This window comes from Mesorhizobium sp. LCM 4576 (genome assembly GCF_001854815.1).
GTDB classification, from domain to species: Bacteria; Pseudomonadota; Alphaproteobacteria; order Rhizobiales; family Rhizobiaceae; genus Mesorhizobium; species Mesorhizobium plurifarium.
The window spans coordinates 33,856-48,975 of sequence record NZ_MDDT01000016.1 but is presented as its reverse complement, the minus strand read 5'-3'; the positions used below and the strand labels follow the sequence as shown (position 1 = coordinate 48,975).

Sequence of the window (15,120 nt, the reverse complement as noted above, 5' to 3'; positions counted from 1 at the left end):
AACAAGAAAGTGGACGGCGCAACGTCGTCCGTCTAAGGAACACGCGGTTTCGAACCGGAGGCGGGTCGGAGTCGGAATTTGGAACCCGGGGGAACCCATGCTGAGTGGACTAGAGGCGGCCTTTTTCTACCTCTTCGCCTTTATCGCCGTGGCGTCGGCCTTCATGGTCATTTCGTCGCGCAACCCCGTGCATTCTGTGCTCTTCCTGATCCTCACCTTCTTCAACGCGGCCGGCCTGTTCATGCTGACCGGCGCCGAGTTCTTGGCGATGATCCTGCTCGTCGTCTATGTCGGCGCGGTGATGGTGCTGTTCCTGTTCGTCGTCATGATGCTCGACGTCGACTTCGCCGAGATGAAGCAGGGCGCCCTGCAATACGCGCCGATCGGCGCGCTGGTCGGGTTGATCCTGGCGGCGGAGCTGATCATCGTGCTCGGCGGCTACACATTCGCGCCGCAGCTTGCCTCGACGGTCGCCAAGACAACGCCGGATCTTGCCACGCGCTCCAACACGGCCGCGCTCGGYGACATCCTCTATACGGACTACCTCTATTATTTCCAGATTTCCGGCCTGGTGCTGCTGGTCGCCATGATCGGCGCCATCGTGCTGACGCTGCGCCACAAGGAAGGCGTCAAGCGGCAGTCGATCGCCGCACAGGTCGGCCGCACGCCGGCTACGGGCATGGAAATCCGCAAGGTCAAATCGGGCGAGGGCATCTGAGATGGTCGTCGGCATTGCACATTACCTGACCGTATCGGCGATCCTGTTCACGCTCGGCGTGTTCGGCATCTTCCTGAACCGTCGCAACATCATCGTCATCCTGATGTCGATCGAGCTCATCCTGCTGGCGGTCAACATCAATTTCGTCGCGTTCTCGGCGGCGCTGCATGACCTCGTCGGACAGGTGTTCGCCCTGTTCGTRCTGACGGTAGCGGCCGCTGAGGCCGCGATCGGTCTTGCCATTCTTGTCGTCTTCTTCCGCAACCGCGGCTCGATCGCGGTCGAAGACGTGAGCGCGATGAAGGGTTGACGGGAACCATCATGTATCAGGCTATCGTCTTCCTTCCGCTGCTTGGCTTCCTGATTGTCGGCCTGTTCGGCAATTCGCTCGGCGCCAAGGCTTCCGAATACATCACCTCCGGCTTCCTGGTGATCGCGGCGGTGCTGTCGTGGATCGCCTTCTTCACCGTCGGTTTCGGGCATGGCGAGGTGTTCACCGTGCCGGTGCTGCGCTGGATCCAGTCGGGCGGCATCGACACGTCCTGGGCGTTGCGGATCGACACGCTGACGGTGGTGATGCTGATCGTCGTCAACACCGTGTCGGCGCTGGTCCACATCTATTCGATCGGCTACATGCACCACGATCCGAACCGGCCGCGCTTCTTCGCCTATCTGTCGCTGTTCACCTTCGCGATGCTGATGCTGGTGACGGCCGACAACCTCATCCAGATGTTCTTCGGCTGGGAAGGCGTCGGTCTGGCCTCCTATCTGCTGATCGGCTTCTGGTACAAGAAGCCGTCGGCCAATGCCGCCGCCATCAAGGCTTTCGTCGTCAACCGCGTCGGCGACTTCGGTTTCGCGCTCGGCATCTTCGGCGTGTTCGTGCTGTTCGGCTCGGTCAATCTGAGCACCGTCTTCGCCAATGCGGCCTCGTTCCTGCCGGCCGAAGGAGCGCCGGCGGGTGCCGCCGTGCTCACCTTCCTCGGCCATGCGCTCGACAAGCAGACGGCGCTGACCGTGGTATGCCTGCTGCTCTTCATGGGCGCCATGGGCAAGTCGGCGCAGGTGCCGCTGCACACATGGCTGCCGGACGCCATGGAAGGCCCGACGCCGGTCTCCGCGCTCATCCACGCGGCGACCATGGTGACCGCCGGCGTGTTCATGCTGGCGAGGCTCTCGCCGCTGTTCGAGCTGTCACACACCGCGCTGACCGTCGTCACCTTCATCGGCGCCTTCACCGCCTTCTTCGCGGCGACCGTCGGCCTCGTCCAGAACGACATCAAGCGCGTCATCGCTTATTCGACCTGCTCGCAGCTCGGCTACATGTTCGTGGCGCTCGGCGTCGGCGCCTATGGCGCGGCGATCTTCCACCTGTTCACCCACGCCTTCTTCAAGGCGCTGCTGTTCCTCGGCTCCGGCTCGGTCATTCATGCGGTGTCCGACGAGCAGGACATGCGCAAGATGGGCGGGCTCCGCAAGCTGATCCCGACCACCTACTGGATGATGATCATCGGCACGCTGGCGCTCACCGGCGTCGGCATCCCGGCAACGGTGATCGGCACCGCCGGCTTCTTCTCCAAGGACGCCATTATCGAGACCTCCTTCGCCGGCCATAATGCGGTCGCGGGCTTTGCCTTTATCCTGCTGGTGGTCGCCGCCTGCTTCACCAGCTTCTATTCGTGGCGGCTGATCTTCATGACCTTCCACGGCGAGCCGCGCGCCAGCCACGAGGTCATGCATCATGTCCACGAATCGCCGCCGGTGATGCTGGTGCCGCTTTACGTGCTTGCCGCAGGCGCGCTGTTTGCCGGCGTCATCTTCCACGGCGCCTTCATCGGCGAGGGCTATGCCGAATTMTGGAAGGCGTCGCTGTTCACGCTGCCGGACAACCACATCCTGCACGAGATCCACGAGCTGCCGCTCTGGGTGGAACTGGCGCCGTTCGTTGCCATGGTGATCGGTCTGCTCGTCGCCTGGCAGTTCTACATCCGCAAGCCGGAGACGCCGAAGGAACTGGCGGCGCAGCATCGCGGCCTCTATGCCTTCCTGCTCAACAAGTGGTACTTCGACGAGCTCTACGACTTCCTGTTCGTGCAGCCCGCAAAACGTCTCGGCAGGTTCCTGTGGAAGACCRGCGACGGCGCCATCATCGACGGCCTCGGCCCCGACGGTGTCTCGGCGCRCGTCATTGACGTCACCAACCGTGTCGTCAAGCTGCAGACCGGCTATCTCTACCACTACGCCTTCGCCATGCTGATCGGCGTGGCCGCTCTCGTCACCTGGATGATGCTCTGATGACCGACTGGCCAATCCTCTCGCTGGTCACCTTCCTGCCGCTGGTTGGTGTTCTCCTCATTCTGCCGATCAGCGACGACAGCGAAAACGCGCGCCGCAACATCCGCGCCATCGCCTTCATCACGACGGCGTTCACCTTCGTCATTTCGCTGTTCATCTGGACGGGCTTCGACAATTCGCAGGYCGGCTTCCAGTTCGTCGAGAAGCACGCCTGGCTGGATTCAGGCATCTCCTACCATATGGGCGTCGACGGCATATCGATGCTGTTCGTCATCCTGACCACCTTCCTGATGCCGCTTTCCATCCTCGCCTCCTGGGAAGCGATCGAGAAGCGGGTCAAGGCCTATATGATCGCCTTCCTGATCCTCGAGACGCTGATGATTGGCGTGTTCTGCGCGCTCGACATCGTCTTGTTCTACGTCTTCTTCGAGGCCGGCCTGATTCCGATGTTCATCATCATCGGCGTCTGGGGCGGCAAGCGGCGCGTCTATGCCTCGTTCAAGTTCTTCCTCTACACGCTTGCCGGCTCGGTGCTGATGCTGCTCGCCATCATGGCGATGTTCTTCCARTCGGGCACCACCGACATCCCGACGCTTCTGACGCATCACTTCCCGGCCAACATGCAGACTTGGCTGTGGCTCGCCTTCTTCGCCTCCTTCGCGGTGAAGATGCCGATGTGGCCGGTGCACACGTGGCTGCCCGACGCGCATGTCGAAGCGCCAACGGCGGGCTCGGTCATCCTGGCCGCCATTCTCTYGARGATGGGCGGCTAYGGCTTCCTGCGCTTCYCGCTGCCGATGTTCCCGGAAGCCTCGGCGATGTTCGCGCCGCTGGTGTTCACGCTCTCCGTCGTCGCCATCATCTACACCTCGCTGGTGGCGCTGATGCAGGAGGACATSAAGAAGCTGATCGCCTATTCCTCGGTCGCCCATATGGGCTTCGTCACCATGGGCATCTTCGCGATGAACCAGGAAGGCGTGCAGGGGGCGATCTATCAGATGCTCAGCCACGGCCTCGTCTCGGGCGCGCTGTTCCTGTGCGTCGGCGTCATCTACGACCGCATGCATACGCGCGAGATCGATGCCTATGGYGGCCTCGTCAACAACATGCCAAAATACGCCACCGTGTTCATGATCTTCACCATGGCCAATGTCGGGCTTCCAGGCACCAGCGGCTTCATCGGCGAATTCCTGACCATGCTCGGCGTCTTCCGGGTCAACACCTGGGTGGCGTTCTTCGCCGCCACCGGCGTCATCCTGTCGGCGGCTTACGCGCTGTGGCTCTACCRCCGGGTGATCTTCGGCGCGCTGACCAAGGACAGCCTGAAGAACCTGTTGGATCTCTCGCCGCGCGAGAAGGCGATCATGTATCCATTGGTGGTGCTGGTCATCTTCTTCGGCGTCTATCCGGCGCCGGTGTTCGACGCGACCGCCCAATCGGTCAAGGCGCTCGTCACCAACGTCACCRCTTCCATCAATTCCGCGCAGACCGCGGCGGCGAACTGACTGGGGAATAGACCATGACGCYGGACCTTCTCTCCAGCTTTTCGCTTTCGACGCCGGAACTGATCCTGGCGGTCGGCGCGCTGGTGCTCCTGATGATCGGGGCCTATTCGCRCTCCAACAGCACCATGACCGTGACCGGCCTGGCCGTCCTCGTGCTGGTGGTGGCCGGCCTGTGGYTCGCCTTCTCCGGCGGGCAGGGCGCTGCCTATGGCGGCGCCTTCGTGCAGGATTCCTTCAGCGCCTTCATGAAGATGCTGGCGCTGATCGGCTCGGCGGTGACGCTCGTCATGTCGATGCGCTTTGCCAAGCAGGAACATTTCGACAAGTTCGAATTCCCGGTGCTTATCTTGCTCTGCACGCTCGGCATGATGCTGATGATCTCGGCCAACGGCATGATCGGGCTCTATCTCGGGCTCGAGCTRCAGTCGCTGGCGATCTATGTGCTGGCGGCGATCAACCGCGACAATCTGCGCTCGACCGAAGCTGGCCTGAAATATTTCGTCCTCGGCGCGCTGTCCTCGGGCATGCTGCTCTACGGCATCAGCCTCGTCTACGGCTACACCGGCAACACCGGCTTCCAGGAAATCGCGACGGCRCTGGGCAGCGGCGAGCGGCAACTCGGCCTTGTCTTTGGCCTGGTGTTCGTGCTTGCCGGCCTCGCCTTCAAGATCTCGGCCGTGCCGTTCCACATGTGGACGCCGGACGTCTATGAAGGCGCGCCGACGCCGATCACCGCCTTCCTGGCAGCYGCGCCGAAAATGGCGGCGATGGCRCTGATCGTGCGCGTCACCATGGGCGCCTTCAAGCCGATCGCCTCGGACTGGCAGCAGATCGTGGTCTTCATCTCGATCGCCTCGATGGCGCTCGGCGCCTTCGCGGCCATCGGCCAGACCAACATCAAGCGCCTGATGGCCTATTCCTCGATCGGCCATATGGGCTACGCGCTGGTCGGCCTTGCCGCCAACAGCCAGTCCGGCGTGCGCGGCGTCGTCATCTACATGCTGATCTATCTGGTGATGACGCTCGGCACCTYCGCCTTCATCCTCGCCATGCGGCGCAAGGAAGGCAATGTCGAGCAGATCGGCGATCTGGCCGGCCTTGCTTCGACCAACCCGATCATGGCCACCATCCTCACCATCCTGATGTTCTCRCTGGCCGGCATTCCGCCGCTCGCCGGCTTCTGGGGGAAGTGGTACGTGTTCCTGGCCGCCATCAACGCGCATCTTTACGCGCTGGCGATCATCGGCGTGCTGGCCTCGGTGGTGGGCGCCTACTATTACCTGCGTATCATCAAGATCATGTGGTTCGACGAGCCGGTCGGCGGTTTCGTGCCGATGGCGAGCGAACTGCGCCTGGTGCTCGGCGTCAGCGGTGCCTTCGTGCTGTTCTACGTGCTGATCGGCGGGCCGATCGGCAATTATGCCGAAGCCGCCGCGAAGACCTTCTTCTGACCGGATGGCGTTTCGACTGGCTCCAACCGCGGCGTCGGAGGGGTTCCGGCTCGAGACGCATGACAGCGTCGGCTCCACTAACGCGCTGGCGCTGGACCATGCGCGCGCCGGCGATGCGGGAAAACTCTGGGTCGTTTCGAAGAAGCAGGAAAGCGGTCGCGGTCGACGTGGCCGCGCCTGGGCGACGCCGGAAGGCAATCTTGCGGCGACATTGCTCCTGGTTCCGGGCGGCGAGCTGCGGCTTGCGGCGACGCTCGGCTTCGTCGCAGGRCTGGCGCTGGCCGACGCRCTCGACGCCGTCGTGCCGAAAGGCYGGATCGCCGTCGCCGTCGATGGCGCGAGCCAGGGCCGCAACCGTTTCGAGCTGAAATGGCCGAACGACGTGCTGGCTTCGGGCGCCAAGCTTGCCGGCATCCTTTTGGAATCGAGCATGCTGGAAGGCAGCCGTTTCGCGGTCGCCATCGGCATCGGTGTCAATGTCGTGGCTTATCCGCAGGATTTGCCTTATCCGGCGACGTCGCTGCAGGCATTGGGCGCCGATTGCGATGCCGAAACGCTGTTCCTGGCGCTCTCGGATGCCTGGAGCGAGAATGCCCGGCTGTGGGATGACGGGCGCGGGCTCGATGCCATCAGAAGGCGCTGGCTTGCCCGCGCGGCAGGCCTCGGCGGCGAGGTTGCTGTCAGAATTGACGGCAATGTGGTGCGCGGCGTCTTCGAGACCATTGACGAGGACTGCCGTTTCGTGATCCGCGACGATGAGGGATCGGTTTTGACGATCGCGGCCGGCGACGTGCATTTCGGYGCGGTCGCCTCGGCCCGGGTATAGTTTTGTTTTGTGCAATTCCGGACGGAAAACCGTGACACACTTTTCCCGGAACTGCCCCAACGGCTTGGCCTGACGGCCAGGAAGGAAAGAATTCATGGCGAATAGAGAAAACGCCGAGCTCGTCTTCGCGCCGCTGGGCGGCGTCGGCGAGATCGGCATGAACTTCGCCCTCTACGGCTATGGGCCTGCCGACGCGCGGGAGTGGGTCATCGTCGATGTCGGCGTCACCTTTCCGGACTCGGCGCATCCCGGCGTCGACCTGATCCTGCCCGATACGCGCTTCATCGAGGAGAACCTCGACGGCTTGCGCGGCATCGTCATCACCCATGCGCATGAGGACCATTACGGCGCGCTGCTCGACATCTGGCCGAAGCTTAAAGCGCCTGTATGGATGACGCCGTTCACCGCCGGCCTRCTCGAAGCCAAGCGGCAGGGCGAGCAGAACGCGCCGAAGATCCCGGCGTCGATCTACCGGGCCGGCGAGAAATTCACCATCGGGCCGTTCGAGATCGAGGCCATTCCCGTGGCGCATTCGATCCCCGAGCCGATGTCGCTGGCGATCACCACGCCCGCCGGCACCGTGATCCACACCGGCGACTGGAAGATCGATCCGGCGCCGACGATCGGTCCGAAGACCGACGAGGCGCGCTTCCGCGCCTATGGCGACAAGGGCGTGCTGGCGCTGATCTGCGATTCCACCAATGCGTTGCGGGAAGGGGAGTCGCCGTCGGAAGTGGCGGTCGGCGAGGGGCTCAAGGGCGTCATCGAGCAAGCCAAAGGCCGCGTCGCCGTCACCACCTTCTCCTCCAATGTCGGGCGCATCGTCTCGATCGCCAGGGCGGCGCGCGATGCCGGCCGGCAATGTCTCGTGCTCGGCCGCTCGCTGAAGCGCGTCATCGATGTGGCGGGCGAGCTCGGCTACATGGACGGCCTGCCGGAATTCATCGCCGAGGAGGACTATGGCTATATCCMGCGCGAGAACCTGGTGATCATCTGCACCGGCAGCCAGGGCGAGCCGCTGGCGGCATTGGCAAAGCTTTCGCGCGACGAGATGAAGTCGGTGGCGCTGACGGCCGGCGATACGGTGGTGTTTTCCTCGCGCACCATTCCCGGCAACGAAAAGGCGATCCTCGAGATCAAGAACCGGCTGATCGACCTCGGCATGAAGATCATCGAGGACGGCGATGCGCTGGTGCATGTCTCCGGCCATCCGCGCCGCAGCGAGTTGCGCAAGATGTATGAATGGGTACGGCCGCAGATCGGCGTTCCCGTGCATGGCGAGGCGGCGCATCTGGTGGCGCAGGGCTCGCTGATGTCGATGTCCGGCATCGGCCAGGTGGCGCAGGTGCGCGACGGCGACATGCTGAGACTATGGCCCGGCCCGGCGACGATCATCGACCAGGTGCCGTTCGGCCGGCTCTACAAGGACGGCCTGTTGATCGGCACCGACCAGGCGATGGGCATACGCGATCGCCGCAAGCTTTCCTTCGCCGGCCATGTCGCGGTCAATGTCGTTCTCGACGACAAATATGAGCTTGCCGGCGACCCCGACCTGGTGGCGATCGGCGTCGCCGAGGCGGATGCCAGCGGCGAGACGCTGGAGGACCTGATGCTCGATGCGGCAATCGGCGCGGTGGACTCTATTCCGCGTCAGCGCCGAAAAGACCTCGACCTGGTGCAGGAGGCGGTGCGCCGCGCCGTGCGCGCCGCGGCCAACGAAGCCTGGGGCAAGAAGCCGCTGGTGACTGTGTTCGTTACGAGATGAGGCAGTGGGGATTAGGCAATAGGCAATAGGCAATAGGAAGGCGATTGCCTTTCATCTCGCCAAATTTGCTTCTTCTCTAYTGCCTACTGCCTACTGCCTACTGCCTACTGCCTACTGCCTACTGCCTACTGCCTAAGGAAAACCGCCAATGCTTGGACGCCTCAACCATGTCGCGCTTGCCGTGCCGGACCTGGCCGCGGCGATGGCCGCCTATCGCGATACGCTGGGCGCGCGATTGAGCGAGCCRCAGGCGTTGYCGGAGCATGGCGTGACCGTGGTGTTCGTCGATGTAGGCAACACCAAGATCGAATTGCTGGAGCCGCTGGGCGAGACATCGCCCATCGCGGCGTTCCTCGAGAAGAACCCTTCGGGCGGCATGCATCATGTCTGCTACGAGGTCGACGATATCCTTGCTGCCCGCGACCATCTGAAGGCAAGCGGCGCGCGCGTGCTGGGCGACGGCAACCCGAAGATCGGGGCTCACGGCAAGCCGGTGCTGTTCCTGCATCCCAAGGATTTCTTCGGCACGCTGGTCGAACTGGAGCAGGCATGAACTGGGTTCTGTTTGCCGCGCTGTTCTTCGTCACCTGGTGGCTGATGYTGTTCATCGTTCTGCCGTTCAGCCTGCGCACRCAGGACGACGACCAGGATGTCACGCTCGGCACCGTTTCCAGCGCGCCGCGCGGCCCGCATATGCTGCGCGCCTTCATCCGCGCGACGATCGTGAYGGTGGTCGTGATGGGCATCCTCTACGGCCTGACGATGGGCCTGGGATTCAGCTTCGACGACATCATGCGGATCATGCCGGACTTTAGTCCGAACGTCAGTCACTGACAGTTTCCGCAAGTATTGAAGAGCACACGCGCGCCAAGGTTGAAATTGGAAGCCGGCTTCCGATTTCAACGGCTGATCATGCCTGATGCTGTTTGGCAGATGGTCGTGCTAAGCAGATGATTGCACAAAAAAAATGCAAGGCACGAGGCCTTGCAATTTAAACGCGTCCGATCCGTTTCCGGTGTCCGGCGGCAGCGAGTTACCGCGCCTAGATCGCATCCTCCCAAGACTTTGACCGCGTAGGAGAGCAGATTTTTCTCCGCCCTCTCGGTTATCGGCGCACACTAGACCAAGGCAGGTGAAAATGTCACGAAGAATTTTGCCTCGAAACAGGCAATATCGTGCTGCACTGCACAATAGTGCGGCAGCGCTTGCTTGTGAATCGATCAAAAAGCCATTTGCGGCACTTTGCAGCCAAAATCGCCTTTTTGGTAAGGTGCAGAAGGCCCGACACTTTGGGGCACTCGGGTTTCCATTCGGCCATGAAATGGCTATGAAGCCCGGGCAAGCAGCCTGAGGCGCGCCGATTCCCCGCGCCGCCATCTTCATTCACGGACCAGTCCATGCGTTTGTCGCGCTACTTCCTGCCCATTCTCAAAGAAAATCCCCGCGAGGCCGAGATCGTCTCGCACCGGCTGATGCTGCGCGCCGGCATGATCCGCCAGCAAGGGCAGGGCAGCTTTTCATGGCTGCCGCTGGGCAAGCGCGTGCTGGACAAGGTCTGCCAGATCATCCGAGAGGAACAGAACCGCGCCGGCGCGCTGGAAATCCTGATGCCGACCATCCAGTCGGCGGATCTGTGGCGCGAGAGCGGCCGTTACAACGACTACGGCAAGGAGATGCTGCGCATCAAGGATCGCCAGGACCGCGACATGCTCTACGGTCCGACCAACGAAGAGATGGTCACCGAGATTTTTCGCGCTTACGTCAAGTCCTACAAGGACCTGCCGCTCAATCTCTACCACATCCAATGGAAGTTCCGCGACGAGGTGCGCCCGCGCTTCGGCGTCATGCGCAGCAGAGAGTTCCTGATGAAGGATGCCTATTCCTTCGACCTCGATTTCGAGGGCGCGAAGGCCGCCTACAATCRCATGTTCGTCTCCTATCTCAGGACGTTCACGCGCATGGGTCTGCAGGCCATTCCGATGYGCGCCGACACCGGCCCGATCGGCGGCGACCTCAGCCATGAGTTCATCATCCTGGCCGAGACCGGCGAGAGCCAGGTGTTCTGCGACCGCGCCTATCTCGCGCTCGACGTGCCGGGCGCGGACACCAACTTCTCCAACGATGCAGAGATCGGCGACATCGTGAAGAAATGGACGACGCCTTACGCCGCCACCGACGAAATGCATGACGAGGCGGCCTGGGAGAAAGTCGCCGAAGGCGACCGGCTCTCGGCGCGCGGCATCGAAGTCGGCCATATCTTCCATTTCGGCGAGAAATACTCCAAGCCGATGAACGCCAAGGTGACCGGCCCCGACGGCAAGGACCATTATGCATCCGGCGGTTCCTACGGCATCGGCCCGTCGCGCCTTGTCGCGGCGATCATCGAGGCGAGCCATGACGAGAACGGCATCATCTGGCCGGAAGCGGTGGCGCCCTTCGATATCGGCCTGATCAACATGAAGATCGGCGACGCCGAATGCGACCGTGTCTGCGACGAGCTCTACGCGGCGCTTACTTCGGCCGGCAAGGACGTGCTCTATGACGACACCGACCAGCGTCCGGGCGGCAAATTCGCCACCGCCGACCTGATCGGCCTGCCGTGGCAGGTGATCGTCGGCCCGCGCGGCGTGGCCGCCGGCGAGGTCGAGATCAAGAACCGCAAGTCGGGCGAGCGCGAGACGCTGCCGATCGCCGAGGCCAAGAAGCGCTTGGGTATCGCCGCATGAGCGAGGCGGCGGCAGCGGCCAGATCAGGGGCGGGCGCTTTCTCAGGCTTCGAGCGCATGGTGGCGTGGCGCTATCTGCGCTCGCGGCGTAAGGAGACGGTGATCTCGGTCATCGCCTCGATCTCCTTCCTCGGCATCATGCTGGGCGTCGCGACGCTGATCGTCGTCATGGCGGTGATGAACGGGTTCCGCGCCGAGTTGCTCACCCGCATCCTCGGTGTCAACGGCCATCTCATCGTGCAGCCGCTCGATTCRCCACTGGAGGACTACGCCCAGGTGGCGAGCCGCATCAACGGCGTTTCGGGCGTCAAATACGCGATCCCGCTGATCGACGGCCAGGTGCTGGCGCAGGGTAATGTCGGCGGCGGCACGGGCGCGCTGGTGCGCGGCATCCGCGGCGAGGACCTCAATAAGATTTCGATCGTCGCCAGCAACATCAAGCAGGGCACGCTCGACGGCTTCGACACCGGCGACGGCGTGGCGATCGGCAAGCGCATGGCGGAAAGCCTCGGGCTGGTGCTCGGCGACACCATCACGCTGATCTCGCCGGAGGGCGACGTGACGCCGCTCGGCACCACGCCGCGCATGAAGGGCTACAAGGTGGYGGCGATCTTCGAGGTCGGCATGTCGGAATATGAYAGCTCGATCGTCTATATGCCGTTTTCGGAAGCCCAGCTCTATTTCAACATGGACGGGCGCGCGCAGACGATCGAGATCTATGTCGACAATCCCGACAATGTCGACGCRCTGAAGCCGCTGGTCGAACAGGCGGCRCAGCGGCCGGTCGACCTCGTCGATTGGCGCCAACGCAACGAGACCTTCTTCTCGGCCCTGCAGGTCGAGCGCAACGTCATGTTCATGATTCTCACGCTGATCGTGCTGGTGGCGGCGCTCAACATCATTTCCGGCCTCATCATGCTGGTGAAGGACAAGGGCCACGACATCGCCATCCTGCGAACGATGGGCGCCTCGCGCGGCGCGATCCTGCGCATCTTCCTGATGACGGGCGCGGCGATCGGCGTCACCGGCACCATCGCCGGCGTGCTGCTCGGCGTCGTCATCTGCATCAACATCGAATCGATCCGCCAGTTCTTCTCCTGGATGACCGGCAGGATCCTGTTCAACCCCGAGCTCTATTTCCTTAGCCAGCTGCCGGCGAAGATGGATCCGCGCGAGACGACCTATGTCGTGATCATGGCGCTGGCCCTGTCGTTCCTCGCGACGGTGTTTCCGGCCTGGCGGGCGGCCCGGCTCGATCCCGTCGAAGCCTTGAGGTACGAATGATGGCCGAGGCCATTATCGAGTTGAAGGGCGTCGAGCGGCACTATGTCCAGGGGCCGCGCAAGCTCACCATTCTGAACGGTGCCGACTTTTCGCTCAGGCGCGGCGAGATGGTGGCGCTGGTGGCGCCTTCGGGCACCGGCAAATCTACCCTTTTGCACACGGCCGGGCTGCTGGAGCGGCCCGATGCGGGCGACGTGATCCTCGCCGGCCGTGCCTGCGGCCGGCTGTCGGACGAGGAACGCACCGCGATCCGCCGCAACGATGTCGGCTTCGTCTATCAGTTCCATCATCTGCTGCCGGAGTTCTCGGCGCTCGAGAACATCATGATGCCGCAACTGATCAAGGGGCTCGGCCCCAAGGAGGCATCCGAGCGGGCGGCGCAGCTGCTCGACTATATGCAGATCGGCAAGCGCGCGCAGCACCGGCCGGCCGAGCTTTCCGGCGGCGAGCAGCAACGCGTCGCCATTGCCCGCGCCGTCRCCAACGCGCCGCTGGTGCTCCTGGCCGACGAGCCGACCGGCAATCTCGATCCGGTCACCGCTTCCTACGTCTTCGACGCGCTGGAGGCGCTGGTCAGGCAGTCGGGCCTTGCGGCGCTGATCGCCACCCACAACCACGAACTCGCCGGGCGCATGGACCGGCGGGTGACATTGGCAGAGGGCAAGGTGGTGCCTCTCTGAGGCCCCAATGTCGTCATCCTAGGGCGAAGCTCCGCGAAGCGGAGCGAAGACCCTAGGATCCATTCCGTTACCTCTGCCGAAGAATGCAATGCCGCAGAAGGGGCAGAGGCGGCTCCTAGAAGCTTGTTCCGCACCGTAGCGAAGCATCAATTTCACGGAATGGATTCTAGGGTCTGCGCGCGTCGCTTCGCTCCTTGCTCCGCCTAGAATGACGAAGCCATCGGCCGTTGGCCAATCGCAAACGGCTGCGGTGTGCTCGCACAGCAAGCCCGATAACCTTTCCTTAACCCTGCCCAAACGCGCCGCCCAGATTCGTTCCGACGGGCCCTTCGCTATCGTTGACATTCGAACAAAATTAGAACAAATTACGAACATATCAACAACGGAGAGAGTTATGTCTGATCTGGTTCAGGATGTCGTCTCGCTGGTTTGCATGAGCACCTTTCTCGTTTCCATGGCGATCTGGATCGGCGCCATGTGACCAGGCGGCTTTGCCGCTGTACGGGACGGGCAAATGCCCGTCCGTTGTTCGGGCGGGTACAAGCCCGCCCATTGTTGTTAAGTCTTTCTTGGCCGCGCCGGCGCTAGGCTGTTCCTTCAAGACAGGGAGCGAATTCGGTGTCGGTCGTCGTCACGGTCACCCTCGTGGCCGGCAATCTCGGACTGATCTTCCTTTTGATGACTGTACCGCTCGGACTGCGTACGGTGACGGCGAGCCGCCTGATCAAGGCCGACCGCAATCGCCTCTGGCAGGCGCTATGGCCGTTCGGCAGCGATGCCGGATGGTCCGGCGAAATCCTTTCCGCCGAGCTCCTGGACGGCGACGGGACGGCGCTGATCAGATTGTCCTGGGACGGCCGCGACGGGCGGCCGATCGAACGCAAAGCGCGCTTCGAGGACGTCAGCGAGGGCAGCCGCTTCTCGATGACGGTCATCGAGGACACGGCGCTCGATCCCTCGTTCTGGGCGAACTATCGTGAGACCGCCGAGCTCGTGCCGGAGGGGAATGCCACGCGGGTCACGCTTACCCAGACCGATCGCTATCGCGGCGTTGCCTTCCTGGTCTTCCGCTTCTTCGCCGTGCGCCGCGAACTGCGCAAGCTCGACGTCTGGGCGGCAACCGGCACGTATCGCAAGGGCGGCTGGTTCGAGCATCCGCTGAGCCAGATCGGCTTTGCCGTGCTCTCGGCCCTGATCCTGTGGCCGTTCTTCGGCCTCAATATCGGCGGCTTGGCGCTGGCGGCGATCCTGACCTCGGTGGTCGCCCTGCACGAGCTCGGCCATATGGCGGCCTTCCGGCTGACGGGGCATCGCCGGGCGCGGATGATCTTCATACCGCTGCTCGGCGGCATTGCCATCGGCGGCAGGCCCTATGACAGCCGCTTCGAGGTGGCGTTCGTGGCGCTGATGGGCGCCGGCTTCTCCGCTTTCCTGGTGCCGGTGCTGATCGCGGCCAGCGGCCTTGCCAGTACAGAAGGCCATCGATTGGCAGCAGCCCTTTTGGCGACGCTTGCCGGCTGTGCTTCATTGTTCAACATCGCCAATCTGGTGCCGGTGTGGAAATTCGACGGCGGCCAGGTGCTGCGCCAGATCTGCCCGGGACCGGTCCCACTGGCGCTGGCGTCCTTCCTGCTTTTGTCGTCGCTTCTGGCGCTCGRCTGGCGGGCCGGTTTCTCACCGAGCTTCCTGCTGATTGCCGGCGCGGTGTTCGCGATGCTGAGCCTGATCACCGTGGGCAGCGGCGTGAAGCCGCGACACGAGCTGAAGCCGATCAAGACCTTCGACCGGCTGGCCATGGCCGGCGCGCTGCTCGCCGTCTTTGCCATCCATGGCTATGGGATGCTGTGGGCTTCAGCGCAGCTCATGTAGGG

13 protein-coding genes are annotated in these 15,120 nt (G+C 63.1%); all 13 read left to right on the top strand.

Annotated features, from left to right (window positions below):
* Positions 1–97: 97 nt before the first annotated feature.
* The 13 genes from LCM4576_RS07960 (at position 98) to LCM4576_RS07900 (ending at position 15,118) form a co-directional block, all read left to right on the top strand.
* Positions 98–718 (top strand): NADH-quinone oxidoreductase subunit J, encoded by a 621-nt coding sequence (locus LCM4576_RS07960; protein WP_071031573.1) that lies wholly within the window; start codon positions 98–100, stop codon positions 716–718.
* 1 nt (position 719) lies between these two features.
* Positions 720–1,028: an NADH-quinone oxidoreductase subunit NuoK gene (gene nuoK, locus LCM4576_RS07955; RefSeq protein ID WP_027168992.1), complete on the top strand. Its 309-nt coding sequence runs from the start codon at positions 720–722 to the stop codon at positions 1,026–1,028.
* 11 nt (positions 1,029–1,039) lie between these two features.
* Positions 1,040–3,013: an NADH-quinone oxidoreductase subunit L gene (nuoL, locus tag LCM4576_RS07950; RefSeq protein ID WP_071031571.1), complete on the top strand. Its 1,974-nt coding sequence runs from the start codon at positions 1,040–1,042 to the stop codon at positions 3,011–3,013.
* Positions 3,013–4,518, top strand: a complete 1,506-nt coding sequence (locus LCM4576_RS07945; protein WP_071031569.1) for an NADH-quinone oxidoreductase subunit M — start codon at positions 3,013–3,015, stop codon at positions 4,516–4,518. Before nuoL ends, LCM4576_RS07945 begins: the two co-directional genes overlap by 1 nt.
* A gap of 14 nt (positions 4,519–4,532) precedes the next feature.
* The gene (gene nuoN, locus LCM4576_RS07940; RefSeq protein ID WP_071031567.1) at positions 4,533–5,969 is read left to right on the top strand and encodes an NADH-quinone oxidoreductase subunit NuoN; all 1,437 of its coding nucleotides are present in this window, start codon (positions 4,533–4,535) and stop codon (positions 5,967–5,969) included.
* Between the two features lie 4 nt (positions 5,970–5,973).
* Positions 5,974–6,795, top strand: a complete 822-nt coding sequence (locus LCM4576_RS07935; RefSeq protein ID WP_071031565.1) for a biotin--[acetyl-CoA-carboxylase] ligase — start codon at positions 5,974–5,976, stop codon at positions 6,793–6,795.
* A 94-nt stretch (positions 6,796–6,889) separates the two neighbouring features.
* Positions 6,890–8,560, top strand: coding sequence for a ribonuclease J (locus LCM4576_RS07930; protein ID WP_071031563.1), 1,671 nt, complete (start codon positions 6,890–6,892; stop codon positions 8,558–8,560).
* A 148-nt stretch (positions 8,561–8,708) separates the two neighbouring features.
* Positions 8,709–9,113, top strand: coding sequence for a methylmalonyl-CoA epimerase (mce, locus tag LCM4576_RS07925; protein ID WP_071031561.1), 405 nt, complete (start codon positions 8,709–8,711; stop codon positions 9,111–9,113).
* Positions 9,110–9,394: a DUF1467 family protein gene (locus LCM4576_RS07920; protein ID WP_071031559.1), complete on the top strand. Its 285-nt coding sequence runs from the start codon at positions 9,110–9,112 to the stop codon at positions 9,392–9,394. The genes mce and LCM4576_RS07920 overlap by 4 nt, the downstream gene beginning before the upstream one ends.
* A 563-nt stretch (positions 9,395–9,957) precedes the next feature.
* Complete coding sequence (gene proS, locus LCM4576_RS07915) at positions 9,958–11,286, top strand: proline--tRNA ligase (RefSeq protein WP_071031557.1); 1,329 nt, start codon at positions 9,958–9,960, stop codon at positions 11,284–11,286.
* Complete coding sequence (locus LCM4576_RS07910) at positions 11,283–12,569, top strand: lipoprotein-releasing ABC transporter permease subunit (RefSeq protein WP_071031556.1); 1,287 nt, start codon at positions 11,283–11,285, stop codon at positions 12,567–12,569. The genes proS and LCM4576_RS07910 overlap by 4 nt, the downstream gene beginning before the upstream one ends.
* Entirely contained in the window at positions 12,566–13,249 is a 684-nt protein-coding gene (locus LCM4576_RS07905; RefSeq protein ID WP_198540221.1) for an ABC transporter ATP-binding protein, read from the top strand. The genes LCM4576_RS07910 and LCM4576_RS07905 overlap by 4 nt, the downstream gene beginning before the upstream one ends.
* Before the next feature lie 618 nt (positions 13,250–13,867).
* Positions 13,868–15,118, top strand: coding sequence for an SRPBCC family protein (locus LCM4576_RS07900; RefSeq protein ID WP_071031554.1), 1,251 nt, complete (start codon positions 13,868–13,870; stop codon positions 15,116–15,118).
* Positions 15,119–15,120 lie beyond the last annotated feature (2 nt).